13 protein-coding genes are annotated in these 16,182 nt (G+C 68.4%); 6 read left to right on the top strand and 7 right to left on the bottom strand.

What is annotated here, in order from left to right:
• Complete coding sequence (locus NP064_RS12110; RefSeq protein ID WP_227570749.1) at positions 1–930, bottom strand: LCP family protein; 930 nt, start codon at positions 928–930, stop codon at positions 1–3.
• 506 nt (positions 931–1,436) lie between these two features.
• The gene (locus NP064_RS12105) at positions 1,437–2,663 is read right to left on the bottom strand and encodes an LCP family protein (RefSeq protein WP_255624177.1); all 1,227 of its coding nucleotides are present in this window, start codon (positions 2,661–2,663) and stop codon (positions 1,437–1,439) included.
• Positions 2,664–2,937: 274 nt separating this feature from the next.
• On the opposite strand from NP064_RS12105, the gene NP064_RS12100 reads away from it, so the two are divergent.
• From NP064_RS12100 to NP064_RS12080, 5 genes are read left to right on the top strand one after another with little or no spacing between them, the layout of a single operon-like run.
• Entirely contained in the window at positions 2,938–4,026 is a 1,089-nt protein-coding gene (locus NP064_RS12100; protein WP_227570751.1) for a glycosyltransferase family 2 protein, read from the top strand.
• A complete protein-coding gene (locus NP064_RS12095) occupies positions 4,023–5,096 on the top strand; it encodes a UDP-N-acetylglucosamine 2-epimerase (protein ID WP_227570752.1) in 1,074 nt (357 codons plus the stop codon). The genes NP064_RS12100 and NP064_RS12095 overlap by 4 nt, the downstream gene beginning before the upstream one ends.
• Positions 5,053–5,826 carry a glycosyltransferase family 2 protein gene (locus NP064_RS12090; protein ID WP_348519195.1) on the top strand — a complete coding sequence of 258 codons (774 nt, stop codon included), beginning with the start codon at positions 5,053–5,055 and terminating at the stop codon, positions 5,824–5,826. The genes NP064_RS12095 and NP064_RS12090 overlap by 44 nt, the downstream gene beginning before the upstream one ends.
• The gene (locus tag NP064_RS12085; protein WP_227570754.1) at positions 5,823–7,091 is read left to right on the top strand and encodes a lipopolysaccharide biosynthesis protein; all 1,269 of its coding nucleotides are present in this window, start codon (positions 5,823–5,825) and stop codon (positions 7,089–7,091) included. The genes NP064_RS12090 and NP064_RS12085 overlap by 4 nt, the downstream gene beginning before the upstream one ends.
• The gene (locus tag NP064_RS12080; RefSeq protein WP_256813603.1) at positions 7,088–8,617 is read left to right on the top strand and encodes a hypothetical protein; all 1,530 of its coding nucleotides are present in this window, start codon (positions 7,088–7,090) and stop codon (positions 8,615–8,617) included. Before NP064_RS12085 ends, NP064_RS12080 begins: the two co-directional genes overlap by 4 nt.
• 56 nt (positions 8,618–8,673) lie before the next feature.
• Here the strand turns inward: NP064_RS12080 and rfbB are convergent, their stop codons facing one another.
• The 3 genes from rfbB to NP064_RS12065 all read right to left on the bottom strand — a co-directional run bounded on the left by rfbB (position 8,674) and on the right by NP064_RS12065 (position 11,913).
• On the bottom strand, positions 8,674–9,669 hold the full coding sequence (gene rfbB, locus NP064_RS12075; protein WP_227570756.1) for a dTDP-glucose 4,6-dehydratase: 996 nt from the start codon (positions 9,667–9,669) through the stop codon (positions 8,674–8,676).
• A gap of 70 nt (positions 9,670–9,739) precedes the next feature.
• A complete protein-coding gene (locus NP064_RS12070; RefSeq protein WP_227570757.1) occupies positions 9,740–10,822 on the bottom strand; it encodes a glycosyltransferase family 2 protein in 1,083 nt (360 codons plus the stop codon).
• Positions 10,819–11,913, bottom strand: a complete 1,095-nt coding sequence (locus tag NP064_RS12065) for a glycosyltransferase family 4 protein (protein ID WP_227570758.1) — start codon at positions 11,911–11,913, stop codon at positions 10,819–10,821. The genes NP064_RS12070 and NP064_RS12065 overlap by 4 nt, the downstream gene beginning before the upstream one ends.
• Positions 11,914–12,064: 151 nt before the next feature.
• On the opposite strand from NP064_RS12065, the gene NP064_RS12060 reads away from it, so the two are divergent.
• Positions 12,065–13,996, top strand: a complete 1,932-nt coding sequence (locus tag NP064_RS12060; RefSeq protein WP_256813601.1) for a DUF4214 domain-containing protein — start codon at positions 12,065–12,067, stop codon at positions 13,994–13,996.
• A gap of 57 nt (positions 13,997–14,053) precedes the next feature.
• Here NP064_RS12060 and NP064_RS12055 read toward each other — a convergent pair whose 3' ends face one another.
• Together NP064_RS12055 and NP064_RS12050 are read right to left on the bottom strand one after the other, a co-directional pair.
• Positions 14,054–15,283, bottom strand: coding sequence for an ABC transporter ATP-binding protein (locus tag NP064_RS12055; protein WP_227569415.1), 1,230 nt, complete (start codon positions 15,281–15,283; stop codon positions 14,054–14,056).
• A complete protein-coding gene (locus NP064_RS12050) occupies positions 15,283–16,089 on the bottom strand; it encodes an ABC transporter permease (RefSeq protein WP_227569416.1) in 807 nt (268 codons plus the stop codon). Before NP064_RS12050 ends, NP064_RS12055 begins: the two co-directional genes overlap by 1 nt.
• Positions 16,090–16,182: the final 93 nt, after the last annotated feature.

Raw genomic sequence — 16,182 nt, 5'->3', positions numbered from 1 at the left:
TCAGCCCCCGGGCATCCCGCCCGTCGGGCCGGCCGGCCACGTCCCCGCCGCGATCGCGGCGAAGAACCCCGGTGTCTGGTCCGGGTCGAGCCGCACCGTCGATCCGACGTTGCCGGGGCGGTAGTCGAGGTCGACGATGGGCGGCGTCCCCGTGATGCCGCCCTCACCCTTGGCGTTCCGGAACGCGAGGGCGAGGCTGCCCAGGTCGAGGATGCCGGTGCCCTCGCTGACGGTCAGGGCGCCCGTCCCCGCGGAGAGCAGGGCGGTCTGCTGTCCGGGCTTGAGCACCAGCGCCGGGTTCTCGACCTTGCCGGACAGCGCGGCGATGAGCTGCTGCTGGCGCTCCGCCCGCCCGATGTCGCCCGCCGGGTCGGCCTTGCGCATCCGCGCGAAGGCCAGCGCGTCCACACCGCCCACCTCACGGCAGCCGGGCGTCCACACCATGCCGCTGTCAGCGTCGTCGACGGTCAGGTCCGAGCACAGCTCGACGCCTCCGACGGCGTCGACCAGCTGCTCGATGCCGCCGAAGCCGACCTCGACGTAGTGGTCGACGGTGAGGCCGGTGAGCTGCTCCACGGTCTGCACCAGGAGCGGGGCGCCGCCCCACGAGAACGCCGCGTTGAGCTTCGACGCGCCCTGGCCCGGGATCTCGACGTACGCGTCACGGGGGAGGCTGATGAGCGCCGTGGGGCCGCTCTCGGGGACGTGCAGCACCATGATCGTGTCGGTGCGCGCCCCCTGCGTCTCCGGGTCCTCGATGACGCCGCCCTCACGCGAGTCGGAGCCGGCGAGAAGGTAGGTGGTACCCGGGGTGTCCGCGGCTCCTGACAGCGCTTCGATGTGGTCGATCTTGCCGTTCGCCCAGATCAGCAGGCCGATCGGCCACGCGAGCATGAGGACCAGCAGCAGTGCGACGCCGATCAGGACCATCTTCCGGCGCGGCAGGCGCGCGCGCGCGGATCCGGGCGCGCCAGGCCCTGGCGGACGGGGTCCCGCGGGAGCGGCCGGTCCCAGCCCTCGGCTGGCCGCTGACTGGCTCGAGCGCGAAGTGGCAGGCCGCGGTGAGGCGGGCCGCGGAGTGGTGGGGTCGGCGGGGCGGCCGGTGACGCGGACGGGAGCGATGCTCGCGGGCGCCGCGTCCGACCCAGGCCGGGGAGTCGAGGCCGGGGCGATCGTCGGCGGGCGTCCAGGCGCGTTCCTCGACCCGGTCCGGGGGGCCGGAGGGGCAGCGGGGCGGCCGACGCGCTGGGCGCTCGGCGGGACGGGCGCCGGGCGTCCGGGGGTCGAGCCCCCCCGAGGGCTGCTCGCGCCCGGCGCGAAGCTCGGCGGGGCGTCGTCGGGCGGTGGCCGCCGCCCGCCCGTGGGACGCGCTGCGCCGCCGGGGCGGGCCCGCGAGCCGCGGGGAGGCGTGCTGTCGTCGGTGGCCATCGGCGCCGTCAGCAGGTGGCGGTGACGTCGCTCGCGGAGAAGGCTTCCTTGCCCGCCTTCTTGGTCGCAGCTGGCTCGGGGACCGGGGGAGGCGCTGGAGCGGCCGGGTCCGCGCCTGCGTCCGCGCCGGCACCCGCGCCTGCACCGGCACCCGCGCCTGCACCGGCGTCCGCGCCTGCGCCGGCGTCCGCGCCGGCCGACGTGTCGACGGCCTCCTCGACGCCCAGCATCGGGCGGTCGTTGGCGAGGTTGTCCCACACGACGTCGGCCTCGGACGTCCACACGACACGGTTCGGGTCGCTGGGGGCCGCGCCCCACGGGATCGTCATGAACGTGATGTCGCTGGTGGAGATGTTGCGCAGGCTGAAGGCCAGTCCGCCGATGCTGGGGACCGACGAGACGTTGGGGCTGGCGGTCACGGACTCCGTCGCGGCGTCGAGGAACCGGATGAGGCTGGTGACGTCCGTCATCAGGTTCTTCTCGAACACGGTCTTCGCCATCGCCGAGAGGAACTCCTGCTGTCGGCCCAGCCGCTGGGTGTCCGAGCCGTCCCCTAGGCCCTTGCCCTTCCGGGCGCGGGCGAAGGCCAGGGCCGTGCTCCCGTCGAGGGTGTGCCAGCCCGCCGTCAGGTCCAGCCCGGCGTCGGACGAGTTCATGTCCGTCGGGATGCACATCGAGACCCCGCCCAGCGCGTCGACCATCTTGATGAAGCCGACGAAGTCGATCACCGCGTAGTCGGTGAGGGGGACGCCGGTCGTCGCCATGACGGTCTTCATCGCGCAGGCGGCGGCGGAGGCCATGTCGCCGCCCTTGTCCGCCCCGATCGCGAACGCCTCGTTGAACATCGCGTTCCGCCGGGGAGACGAGGTGGACCCGTCCGTCATCGTGCAGGACGGGATGTCCACAAGCGAGTCGCGGGGGATCGAGACCAGCTCGACCCGTGACCGGTCCGCGGAGATGTGCATGACGATCGTGGTGTCGGAGCGCATGCCTGAGGCGTCGCCACCGATAGCGCCGTTCTCGCCGTCGCGCTGGTCGGAGCCCAGCAGCAGGATGTTCATCGGCTGGCCGGCGTTCGGGTCGCTGGGGTCGGTGCTGGTCGGGACCGGGACCGCGCCGATGAGGTCGGTCACGTCGACCGTGTTCATGTTGCCCTCGAGCTTGCCGAGCGCGGTGGCCATGCCGGTGACGCCGAAGGCGAGCGCGCCGGTGGTGACGAGCGCGACGCCGCGCATCACGTGGTGCGTGCGGGCGCGCCGCGAGTGGCGGGCTGCGCGCGGGCGTGATGAGGCTGCGTGGCGGGTGGTCACCGGAGGAGCATATGAGGCGCGCGGCGCACCCACGGGGGTGCGCCGCGCGCTTGACGTAAGGGATCTGTGCAGATCTGGAACTCACCTCTGACGTCTCGTGGAGTCCGAGGCGCGCCGGAGATGGCGGAAGCGAACACGAGTACGCTGTCGTGGCTTGCCGAACGGGGCAGGCGAGCCCCCACCGGAAAGGTACTTGGTCTTGGCTTCCGGCCTGCCGCCCTTGGCACTCGACACCACCGTGGTCATCCCGTCCTTCAACTCCGCCTCGTACCTTGCCAGCACGCTCGAGGCCTGTGCGGCGGCGCTGAGCCGAACGTCGTGGTCTGCCGAGGTGATCGTGGTGGATGACGGCTCGACGGACGCGACAAGCGAGGTCGTCGAGGAGATCGCCCGGACGTTCCCCTTCGCGCTTCGTCTGATGACGCAGCCGAACAGCGGAAGGTTCCTTGCGCGCTGGGCGGGGATCGAGGCCGCGTCAGGACGCAACGTGCTCCTTCTCGACAGTCGCGTGCTGCTCGGCCCTGAGTCGCTCCGCCACATCGAGAGCGCACTTGATGCAGATCCGAGCCGGCAGATCTGGAACGGCCACGCGGTGACGGATCCCGCGGCCCCGCTCGTCGGCCACTTCTGGGAAGTCCCAGTCCACGTGTACTGGGGTGATTTCCTGGGAAACCCCCGCCCGGTCGAGGTTCGTGCCGACAACTTCAACCGCTACCCCAAGGGCACTGGAGTGTTCTTCGTGCCGCGCGAGGTCCTCGTCGATGCGTGCCTCGCCGTCTGGCCGGAGAAGAACGCGGCGTTGGCGAGTGACGACACGAAGCTGATCCGGCATATCGCCGAGGCGCACCCCATCCAGCTTGATCCCGGGTTCTGGGCGCTGTACCGGCCGCGGACGAACGCCCGCGCTTTCATCCGTCACAGCTACGGCCGCGGGACGTTCCTGGTCGACAGCTTTGGTGGCACGTCACGTGGCTGGACCGCTGGGCTGCTGGGTCTTGCGGCTCTTCCCGTCGCGGGTGTGGCGGCCCTTCTCGGACTCTCGCTCAGCGGAATGCTCCCGTGGGCGGGATGGCTTGCGGCCGGGGCGCTTGTCGTTGGGGCTTCGCCCGCGGTGGTGGCCGCCACGCGCGGGTGTCCACGGCGCGGGTTGGGCGCCTACCTGGCCTACCTCCCGTTGTTCGTCATCCCGTACTGGGCGGGCCTGATCCGCGGCTTGCGCGTGCATGGCTCTCAGCTGTCTGTCAGGAAGCACGCACGTCGCACCGCAGTGAACGGAGTGGGCCGGTGATCGTCTTCTGCTACGGCACGACTGCTGAGGCGATCAAGCTCGCCCCCGTCATGCAGCGGCTCGTTCAGCGTGGCGTGCCGTTCGAGCAATGGGTCACTCTGCAGCAGGCCGACACCGTCCTCGGCGCGCTCCCTGGCCTGGGCATTCCCACGCCTGACCACGTGATCGCCAATGGCCGCTCGGGTCGCGCCCTGTCCACGAAAATCGACGTGCTGGTGTGGCTTCTGCGCATCGCCAGGTGGGCGGTACGCCATCGGGCGGAGGTTCGCAGGACACCGCGTGGGCGCTCCGTCATCGTGGTGCACGGCGACACGATGACCAGCGTCGTGGGCGCGGTGATCGCTCGATTCCTGGGCTTCGACTGCGCGCATGTCGAGGCTGGCCTCCGTTCGGGCGACTGGAAGCACCCATTCCCCGAGGAGCTCGACCGGCGGATAGTCGGGCGGCTCGCCGATGTCCACTACGCGCCGACCGCCGAGGCGGCGCGGAACCTCGCAGGCAGATCCAACGTCGTGTTGACGCACGGGAACACTGTCGTCGACGCGGTGCTCGACAGAGGCTCTTCCTACGAGCCTGATGAGGCTGACCCCTATGGAGTGCTCCTTCTGCACAGGTTCGAGTTCCTGGGCAATCCCGGGCTCGTGCGCGCGACGTTGCAGAGCGTCAGTGAGAACTCCCCGGTCCGGATCGTGATGGTCGTCGACGACCTCGCGCGCCACGGGATGCGCGGTGTGCTGGCAGCCCTTCCAACCGACAAGATCCAGGTCATCGACAAGTTGGGGCATGCCGAGTTCGCGCCGATGCTGGGGCGGGCATCGTTCATCGTGACCGACAGCGGGGGAGTGCAGGAAGAAGCGGCACTCCTCGGTGTGCCGACATTGGTGCATCGCCGCGCCACAGAGCGCGGTCAGGGCTTGGGCGAGAACGTCATGCTGTCTGACTGGTCGATCGAGACGCTTGAGAGATTCCTGGCCGACCACAAGTCGTATCGTCGCCCGCCGCAGTCCCTCCAGACGTCACCGTCCGATGTGGTGGTCTCTGATCTGCTGGAGCGCGGTTATGGGAGCTGAGGCCACCGCAGTGTCGGTTGTCGTCCCGGCCTACCAAGAGGAAGTGAGCATCGTCCGGGCGCTGCAGCGCCTGCTCGCGGTGCTGGACGGCTCTAAGCGCCCCTACGAGGTCATCGTCGTGTCGGACGGGAGCACGGACGCGACAGCGAAGCTCGCGAGGTCCGTGGACTCGCCCATGCTCCAGGTCCTCGAATACGAGGAGAACTGCGGGAAGGGCCATGCCCTGCGGACCGGATTCGCGCACGCGCGGCACCCGTTCGTGGCATTCATCGACGGCGACCTCGACCTGGATCCCGTGGTCCTGCCCGGCTACCTCGACTCGATCGAGTCCGGCCTGGCCGACGTCGTCATCGGATCGAAGATCCATCCGGATTCGAACGTCAACTACCCGTTGTTCCGCCGGATGGCCAGCAGGGTGTTCCGCCTGGCCACGCGAGTGCTCATCGGCCTCAACCTCGGTGACACCCAGACCGGGGTGAAGGCGATGCGACGCGAGGCCGTCGCGGAGTCGATCGAGAATTGCACGGCGAGTGGCTTCGCCTTCGACCTCGAGTTCCTGGCTCGGCTCTCCGACAGACGGGTGAAGGTCCTCGAGGCGCCGGTGGTGCTCGAGTACGAGTTCACGTCCACCGTCGACGTCGGCTCGATCCTAGAGGCGCTCCGCGACCTCCTCATCGTCGCGCACCACCGACGCAGTGGGCGTCGTCGGCCGTGGGGAGGCCGATCGTGAGCGAGGGGATGAAGGTCCGCCTGGGCTACCTCAGACGTCACGCTGGCCCTTTCGCCACGGTGGGCGTCGTCAGCGTCGTCGGAATCATCGCCACAACGTTGTTCCACGCCCTGACCGGACGAGCCCTCGGCCCAGAGGCATTCGGGTTGCTCGCGGCGTTCCTCTCGATCGTCAATATCGCAGCCATCGGCGCTTCTGCCGTTCAGAACTCCGTGGCGGTGGCAACAGCGCGAGCGCTGCCGGTCAACCACGTCCCGATAGTGACGCCGAAACCCACGCGCCGGTGGGACGGGACGACAATCGAGGCGCTGATCCTCGGCGGCGGCGGAGCCCTCATCGTCGCCGCGTTCGCGCCCTTTCTGGCTGACCGGCTCGCCACGAGCACGCTCGCGGTCTACCTCGCGGCCCTGACCATCCTTCCGAGCTTCCTGTTCTCGGTCGCGCAGGGTCGGCTGCAGGGGGCCGCCAAGGCCACAGCGGTCGCGGGTTGGTCCACGACGTCACAGGTGCTCCGGGTCCTTCTCGCGGCAGGCGCCCTCGCGGCAGGCATGGGAGCGGTCTCGGTGCTCGTCGCAGTGCTGGCAGCGGTTGTCGCCGTCGCCGTCGCCGCCGGATGGCAGGTGCGCGGAGCCCGACTGCGGACGAATAGTGGCGTGTTCAGCGCCCACAGTGTCGTCCTCATCCTTCTGACACTGACCTTCGCGTGGCTCACGAACATCGACGTGATGCTCGTCAGGATCGGTGCGCCTGAGTCCGCTGCCGGGATGTTCGCGGCCGCGGCAGTCATCGCGAAGATGATCTTGATCGTCCCGACCACGTTGTCCCTCTACCTGCTTCCGCGATTCGTCAACCGCGTCGGGGACAAGGACACGACCAACTTCGGCGTGAACGTGATCATGCTGACAGTGCTCGTCTCGGGCGTCGCCGTCGCGCTGGCGATGGCTGTGCTCGGTGGCCCGGTGGTCTCGATCTTCTTCGGCTCGGGGTACGAGGACGCGGCCGCGATCCTGCCTTGGCTCTCGCTCGCCTACCTGCCATGGGCGATGGCCCAAGGCCTGCTCATCCGCCTCACTGCCGCGGGGTCGCGCGTGACCTTGGCGCTGTTGGCGGTGGCTGCCGTTGCGCAGTGGGCCTTGGCGACCACCGTCCTCCCCGACCTGCGCGCGATGGTGGGTGTCATCGGCGGCCTCGGCCTGGTGGTCTGCCTGCTGATGTTCGCCGTGCACGCCCGTCATCACAGAAAACTGGAGCTGATCAACCGATGAAGTGGGTCCACCGCATCTTCTGGGCGGGCCTTGGGACCGTCTTCCTCGCTCTGGGAATGGTCCCGGCCGCGCGCGTTCCCGTCATCGGCGACGACTTTCACGCGCTGTTCGAGACCTACCGGATCTCCAACGGCAGCTTTCTAGATGCCATTGTCTTCGGCTGGAACCAAGGGTTTCTCGCCGGGCACTTGAACCCAGTCGGCCAGGCCGCGGGAGCCGCGTACCACTTCGGAGCCTTCGCCTTCAGCTCCGCGTTCGAGATCAGCCCCCAGTACTACGACGTCTTCTTCGGGTCCCTCTTCCTCTGGCTGACTGTCGCTGCCGCGGCCTCGGTGCTGACGTGGGGTCTGCGGAACGCGGGCGTCCGTGCGGAGGTCGGCTACTGGCGCGTCTTCGCGCTGGTGGCGGCGGTCACTGCTGTCACCGTCCAGTTGCACCCGTGGTCGAATGACCCGGTCACCTCGTTTGGGCCGGCCGGCTGGGGCTCGGCCGCGATCGGGTTCTGGCTTCTCGCGTTGGCTCTTCGCAGCACCACCCCCGGCCGGCGCGGCTGGGGCGACTACGTCCTTGTCGGCGTCGTCGCGCTGGGCGCGGTCATGTACTACGAGATGCTGGTCGGGATGATCGCCGGCACGGCAGTGGTCTACCTCGGCGCGCTGCTTCGAGCTAGGGCCCGGCGCGACTCGGCGGGCGCCTGGCGCGCGGTCGGGATGGGCGCCCTCGGTGTTGTGGCGCCCGCAGTCGTCTTCGTCGTCGGACGCGCGCTCCTGGCGATCCCCGCGGATCAGAGCAACTACACAGGAACGTCGTTGTCGCTCGGCGGCGACGCCTTGGCGACGTGGTGGGCCGCGATGGTCGGCGCGCTGCCGGGTGGGGGATGGCCGTACCTGTTCTCGATGCTCGGCGGGCAGGTCAGCCTGAATGCCAAGTCGTTGATCGTGGCGCTGCTGCTGTGCGGCTGCACGGCGTTGCTGATGTACGGCTGGCGGCGAAGCTCGTCGTTGACGCCACCAGCCACGCGCTCGGCGGTGATCCCGCTCGGGGCGGTCCTGGTGACGTGGGCGCTCACGACCGCGACGCATGCGACGACGGTGAAGTACATCGACGAGATCAAGGTGCCCGGGCAGGTCTACCTGTATTACGGCGTCGGGGTCGTGTGCGTCGCCATCCTGATCTCCTGGGGGATCATGGCCTGGGCCGAGCGGATTCCGATGGCAGGGCGGCCTCTGGTGCTGCTGGTCATCGGGGCGCTCCTCGTCACCCAGGTGTCGTTGAACTGGCGGCTCGCGACCGAGAGCGCGATGGCGTTCGCGCCGAACCGGACGCTTGCCGGGGCCGCGATCACCGACGACGGCACCGAGCAGGCGCGGTGTGACGCGCTGGCCGGCTGGATCGAGCGGCCCTGGCCCACCTATTACCTGACAGTGGTCACGACCGATGTGCAGGAGAACTTCGAGAGTGTGTTCGGCGAGCCATTCTGTGACGACCCCGTCGTGATCGCGCGCGTCGAGGAACTCGTCGGCTGAGCCTCATCCCGACAAAGAAGAACGGCCCTCGGAAGTCTCCGAGGGCCGTTCTCCTATCAGCGACCGAGTTCGACGTACTTCGACTCGGTGATGTCCTTCTGCGGCCGCCACCAGGCCTCGTTGGCCCGATACCACTCGATGGTGTCCGCCAGGCCGTCGCGGAAGTCCTCGTATCGCGGGACCCAGCCCAGCTCGTCACGCAGGCGCGAGGAGTCGATGGCGTACCGCATGTCGTGGCCTGGGCGATCGGAGACCAGATCGTAGGCGTCGCGGGGCTGGCCCGTCAGCTCCAGGATGAGCTCCACGACGTCCTTGTTGTTCTGCTCGCCGTCCGCCCCGATGAGGTAGGTCTCGCCGATCTTCCCCCGCTGGAGGATCTCCCAGACCGCTGAGTTGTGGTCCTCGACGTGGATCCAGTCTCGGACGTTCTCACCGGTGCCGTAGAGCTTCGGGCGCTTGCCGTCGATGACGTTCGTGATCTGCCGCGGGATGAACTTCTCCACGTGCTGATACGGGCCGTAGTTGTTCGAGCAGTTCGAGAGCGTGGCCGCGATGCCGAATGACCGGACCCAGGCGCGAACGAGCAGGTCGCTCGACGCCTTCGTCGAGGAGTAAGGGCTCGACGGGTTGTAGGGGGTGTCGGCGGTGAACTTGGCCGGGTCGTCCAACTCGAGGTCTCCGTAGACCTCGTCGGTCGAGATGTGGTGGTACCTCGTGCCGTGGCGTCGCACGGCCTCGAGGAGGGTGTACGTCCCCACGATGTTGGTCTGGACGAACGGCCAGGGATCGGAGAGCGAGTTGTCGTTGTGCGATTCGGCAGCGAAATGGATGACCGCGTCGGAGTCGCGGACGAGAGCGTCGACGAGCTCGGAGTCGGTGACATCGCCCCGCTGGAAGGTGATGCGGTCCCGGACTGGGGCCAGGCTGTTCTCATCACCGGCATAAGTCAGCGCGTCAAGCACAGTGACGGTGACGTCCGGCCGATCCCGGACCGTCTGGTGGACGAAGTTCGAGCCGATGAAACCGGCTCCGCCGGTCACGAGCAGGCGCACAGGTAGACCTCCTGATGGACGATCTCGCGAGTCTACCGGGATGCGCAGGGGCGGCCTGCTGCCCACTCGGCTAGCGCCGGTAGGCCCCTGGCGATCGCGGTTGCGGGGGGACGAGCAGCCGCTCCACCTCTGCTCGGGGTACCCGGGCGGTTCGACCAATGGCACGCCTCTTGCGAAGCATCTTCGGCGTGAGGCGCAAGAAGGACATGAGAACGCGGCATCGGGTGCGCACGTGAGCAGCCGGTTGGCTGCGTCGCACGGCGATCGAGCAGGTGGTGAGGACGTAACGCGCGATCGCACGAACAGCGCGCTGAGGAGTCGCGGATTTGAGCAGCATCAGCAAGCGATTGCGGCCATCGTGGAAGCGGAAGAGCTCGCTGCCCTCAGAAGTCGAGGCCGCATGAACATGATGGACGACGGCGTCGGCTGAGTGCTCGATGGTGTATCCCGCGAGCCGCAGCCGCCAGGAGAGGTCGGTGTCCTCGTAGTACAGGAAGAAGTCGGGATCGAATGTCCCCACGTCTCGTAGCGCATCGGTGCGCAGGATCGCTGCCGCTCCGCAGAAGCCGAAGACGTCTCGCTCAGGGTGGTGGGACCGCGCATCGCACAGCCAGCCGCGGTCGACGCCGAACCCGTCGGTGCGCACCTCGTTCCCCGTCGAGTTCACCAAGGTCACCTGGCCCATCGGATCAGGCACGTAGTTGCCGTCGGCGCCGTGGACGACATCGCCGTGGTCGCTGGAGGTGGCTGGTCGGAAGCGGTCGGCGAGGAGCACCGTCGCAGTCAGGGCGCCCACCGTGGCTGGCGATGCCGCGAGGCTTTCGACGAGTGCCGCGACAAAACCGGGCTCCGGCACGGCGTCGTTGTTGATCAGGATCACGTATGGGCTCTCGACGGTGTCGAGGACGACGTTGTTCCCTCCGGCGAAGCCCAGGTTAACGGGTGAGCGGATGAGCCGGACGTGGGGATAGTGCTGGGCCACCAGCGCGGCGGTGCCGTCCGTGGACGCGTTGTCGACAACGACGACCTGCATGCGCAGGCCTCGTAGGTCCTGCTTCAGGAGACCGTTCAGGCAGCGCGCGACGAGGTCGGCGCCGTTGTACGTCACGGTGACGACCACGACGTCGGCTGGTGCGCCCTGGTCGTCGGTCATGAGGCGAGGTAGGCGTCGAGGGTGCGGTCCGCGAACGCGCTCCAGGAGAACCGGCGGGCCCATTCCCGGCGGCGCGCCCTGTCCACGGGGCCGTCGGCGAGTTGCAGCGCGTCGCTCAGGGCTGTGGCCAGAGACGCGGGATCGAGTGCGTCAGCGACCACGGCGTGGGGGCCGCCCACCTCACGGAGCGCGGGGATGTCCGACGTCACGACTGGCCGGCCGGTCGCGAGGGCCTCGATGACCGGCAGCCCGAAGCCCTCGTCGATCGATGGGAGCACGAGCGCCCGTGCGCCGGCGACCAACGCTTGAAGATCCGGCGTGCTCAGCCACCCGGTGAGGTGGAGCCCGGCTCGGTTGGCGAGCGACGCCTCGCGCCCGGCAGGCCCCGCGAGGACGAGGGCTGGAGTGTCGGGGTGCTCGGCACGGAGTTGGCTGTGTGCGGCCAGAAGGGTCGGCAGATTCTTGCGAGGGTCGAGCGAGCCCACGAACACGAGATAGTCCGTGGGGAGGCCGTGAGTGGACAGCCAGGCGGGAGAGGCCGGCGTGGCGTCGAACCAGTCGAGCTCGACGCCAAGGGGCGTCGCCGTGACCCGGGAGGTGTCCAGGTCGTAGAAGGCCGCGACCTCCGCTGCGACCGCGTGGCTTGGCGTCACCACATGCGCCCCGCGTGCCAGGGCGCGGGGGACCAGCTCCTGGTAGAGGACGCTCGCCGAGCTCACGGTGCTCCGGTGCAGGACGTAGGTGAGGTCGTGGATCGTGACGACCTCTCGGGCACGGTGGGTCGGTGGAGAGGTGAAGTTCGTCCCGTGGAACACCTCTGTCCTGCCCACCAGCGTCTCGATGCGGGGGTGGTCGCCACGGCGCCAGAGCTCGCGGAGCAGGCGCGCGGGGACGCGCGGCCCGACTTGGGCGACCTCCTGAGGAAGATCGGTCAGCCTCGAGCCCCGTGCCGTCCAGGTCGTGGCGCGCACCTCGGCGTCGAGGTCGCGTCGCGCGATAGCGGCGGGTAACTCCGCGACCAGGTGCTGGACATACTGCCCGACACCGGTCCGAGCTCCGAGCAGCGGAGTCGCATCCAGGGTGATCCGCACGCGGACATGATCTCACAGGGGATCACGCCGGTCGGAGCCCGCGCGTGGAGCCAGCCAATTCTCAACGATGTTGGTCGAGCTGCGTGGCGGTCCTTGACCGCAAGTCATGGCCGACAGAGACTCGCGTTGCTCTCACCGCCAAGGTCTGGACATGACAGTGCTTGTTCGCCTCATCGTTGTCGCAGCACTGCTCGCGGTCGCGCCCCCGCACACCGTGGAACCCGCGGTGCCCGCCACCCGATCGCATCCCGTCGACGTGACCCGCGCGGTGTCATCGACGATCCCCGGGGGGGAGCCGTCGCTCACCCAGGTCGACATCGTCGTCCCTGGGATCGACGTCGAGGGCGAGGTGCGTGAGTCCGAGAGCCTCGAGCGGGGTCGGTCGAGCCCCGAGGTGATCGTCGCCGACCAGGTCGCGGGTGACCGGGTGGAGACCGAGGTCTTCGAGGCCGGCAGTTTCCAGACTGTCGGGGTGACCTGGCCGGAGGGCCAACAAGCCACCGACCTCGGTGCCCAGGTGCGGGCGCGGGTGGACGGCGCCTGGTCGGACTGGGTCGACCTCGAGGTGGATGACGTCGCCCCTGACCCTGGCACCGTCGACGCTGCCTCGTCACGGCGCGGCGGCACAGAACCGGTGTGGTTCGGAGAGTCCGATGCCGTCCAACTCGCTTTCGAGGCCAGCGAACAGGGCGCCACCGGGCTCGCCCTCACCCTGGTCGGCACGGAATTGGCCAGCGTGCCGACGGCCGCCCCGGCCTCCATGCCGGCTGCTGGAGCCACTGGATCGGCGGCAGCCGCCCAGACGACGCGTCTCGTGAGTGTTGTCGATCACGGCGTCGTCCCCGCTGCCGCCTCGGCACCGCGGGTGATCACCCGCGCGGAGTGGGGGGCGCGCGCGCAAGTGTGCGCACCCGATGTCGCGAGATCGCTGGTCGGCGCCGTGGTGCACCACACCGCTGGCTCCAACGCCTACAGCACAGTCGCGCAGGCGATGCAGCAGATACGCAACGACCAGAGCTACCACATCGACGGCCGTGGCTGGTGCGACCTCGGTTACAACTTCGTTGTGGACAAGTGGGGGAACCTCTACGAGGGCCGCGCGAACAGCCTGACCGAGGCCGTGATCGGCGTCCATGCCGGAGGCTTCAACACCGGCACCGTCGGAGTCTCGATGCTCGGCACGTACGACGCGGCGCCACCCTTGGCAATGGAACGCGCCGTCGCCAGCATCATCGGAGTGCGTCTAGCCGCGTACAACGTCAACCCTCAAGGATCGATGTCCTACACGACGGGTGCGGGTGAGAACGCGAGGTACAAGAACACCACCGTCACCCTCCCACGGGTGTTCGGCCACCGTGACGTCTCGTACACGGCATGCCCCGGGAACGGGGGCATGGCGGCCTTGCCCGGTATTCGGGCGACGGCGCGCACGTACTTCGACAGCCAGCAATACGGGGCTTCGCGGTCTGTGGTGACGGCGTTGTATCAGGATTTGTTGGGTCGGGGGCCGGATCCGACGGGGTTGGCAGGGTGGACGGCGTCGTTGATGTCGGGCACGAGCCAGTCGGCGTTGGTGAACACGTTGACGCGCAGTGATGAGTACATCTCGTCGCGGGTGACGAAGGCGTACCGGGAGGTGCTGGGGCGTGAGCCGGAGCCGGCGGGCGCGGCGGCGTGGTTGAGCGAGATCCGGGCGGGCAATCGCACGGTGGACGATGTGCAGCGGCGGTTCTATGACTCGGTGGAGTATTACGAGATCTCTGGTGGCACTCCGGAGGGGTATGTTCGGCGTCTGTACCAGACGGTGCTGGGTCGTCCGGCCACCGATGGCGAGGTGGCCACGTGGGCTGGTGTGATGCGGCAGCGGGGCAACGGGGCGGCTGTCGACGGGATCTGGTTCTCGATGGAGGCGGCTCGGTTGCGGGCGGGCGCGTATTACCAGACGTTCCTGGGTCGGGGGCCTGACCCGACGGGTCTGGCGGGGTGGGCGAACGTGCTCCTGGCGCAGGGTGAGGGCGCGGTCCGCATCGGTATCGCGGGGAGCCTGGAGTACCGCGACCGGGCCGTCGCCCGCTACCCCTGAGCTTCCGCCCGCTGGGGCCTGCCGGGGATCGCTCCCGGCAGGCCCCAGCGGCGTTGGCTAGGACAGCGGCACGCCCTCGTCAATCTCGAAGGCGGTGTTGATGTGCACGTGCCCCTGCGAAGTCCCGTCGCCGACGACAGTCAGCCCGGCGCCAGGGGTGAGGCGATGCAGTTCCGTGCCGCTCGTGAGAGCGAGGGCCGCATGGACGTTGTACGCGCCCTCGCCCAACGCCACGTCGTCGAGCTTGAACGCGTACGAGCCAGTGCCCACCAGCCTCGGCATGCGGACGTCGAGGAACTTGGTGTTCGTTCCGAAGACGGACGTGCCGAGCGGGGTGTCGACGCCGATCCCCAAGACCCAGTCTTCCAGCGGCTCCTCCGCGGTGACCTGGACATGGGCGGTGACCGCGTCGCCAGGCGTGATGGTCGCCGACTCGCTGGCGACGGCCTGCTGGCCTGACGTGAGCGTCACGCTGTCGATGCGCGCGCGCGCGGCGACGGCGTCAGGACCCACGGCGCGCTCCTGGGCGCGGTCGACATCCTCTTGGCGGGTCGCCTCGAAGTCCCGGCGCAGGATGGGCAGAGCGACGCGAGGCACATCGTCAGCGACGACCCTGCCCTTCTCCAGCACGATCGCCCGATCGCAGAAGTCAGCGACCTGGTCGAGGCTGTGCGTGACGAGCACGATGGTCCGACCCTCGTGCTGGAACTGCCGCACCCGCTCCAGGCACTTGCGTTGGAACGGCTCGTCACCGACTGCCAGCACCTCGTCGACCAGCAGGATGTCGGGGTCGACATGGACGGCGACAGCGAAGGCAAGGCGCACGTACATGCCGGACGAGTAGAACTTGACCTGCGTGTCGATGAATTGCTCGATACCCGAGAAGTCGACGATCGCGTCGAAGTAGCGGTCAGTTTGCTGTCTGCTGATGCCCAGGATCGAGGCGTTGAGGTACACGTTCTCCCGACCAGTGAGGTCGGGGTGGAACCCGGCGCCCAGCTCCAGAAGCGCGGCGAGGCGTCCTCGCAACTGCACCGTGCCCGACGTGGGCTGCAGGATCCCGCCGATCATCTTCAGCAACGTGCTCTTGCCAGACCCGTTGGGCCCGACAAGGCCGACGGTCTCACCGGACCTGATCGAGACGTTGACGTCGCTCAGCGCCCAGAAGTCGTCCTTGTGCAGATTCGAACGGCCGAAATTGACGACCCGCTCCTTGAGGGACTTCTCCTTGCGGATGACGAACCGCTTCGAGAGGTTGTCGATCCGGATGACCTCGGTGGTGCTCATCACAGCTCCTGTGCAAAGTTGCTCTGCAGGCGGGCGAACACGCGCTGGAACACCCAGAGCAGAAGTAGGCCGACCACGCCTGCGATCGCAAGCCGTTCCGGCAGTAGGTCGGGGAGGACCTGGCTGTCGCCGGAGACCCAGAACGCCTTCTGGAAGCCCATCGTGACCAGGGTCATCGGGTTGGCCAGGTACAGCTCTTGGATCCACTTGGCACTCACCGTGTCGGTGACCTGGGTCCACGAGTACACGATGGGGGACAGCCAGAATCCGATCATCATGACGATCTCGACCAGGTACTGCACGTCTCGCAAGTACACGTTGACAGCCGAGAGGAGCAGGGCGAACGCGGTCGCGAACACGAGGAGCACGAAGAGCGACAGGGGGAGGTACAGCCAGCGGGCGCCCGTGGGGAAGTTGCCGACCGCGATTGTCGCCCCGATGAGCACGACGAGCTGGATGGAGAAGTTGAACAACGCCGACCCGATGACGCTGAGCGGGAAGACCTCACGAGGGAGGTACACCTTCTTGATCAGGCCGGAATTGGCCACGATCGAGCCTGTGCCGCTGGAGATGATCTCGGAGAACAGCTGCCACGCTGTGAGGCCGGTGTAGATATAGATGGCGAAGTCGGGGATGTTCCTAGCCGCGCCGAGGAACTTCCCGATCGCGACGTAGTAGATCAGCAGCATCGCGAGGGGGCGCGCGAGGCTCCAGATGAACCCCAGGCTGCTGTCCTTGTACCTGGCCTTCAGCTCTCGTCCGACGAGCATCTTGAGCAGCTCGCGGTGCGTGAAGATGTCGCGCACCGACTGCAGGGTCCCCCCGATGAACCCTGGACGCGGTCCAGCGTCCCGAAGTGGCTCGCGAGCCAGATGAAGGTCGCGGATCTCGCTCTGGTT

Origin of the sequence: Cellulomonas chengniuliangii (assembly GCF_024508335.1) — a bacterium.
GTDB classification, from domain to species: domain Bacteria; phylum Actinomycetota; class Actinomycetes; order Actinomycetales; family Cellulomonadaceae; genus Cellulomonas_A; species Cellulomonas_A chengniuliangii.
This window is presented reverse-complemented; position numbering and strand designations above follow the sequence as displayed.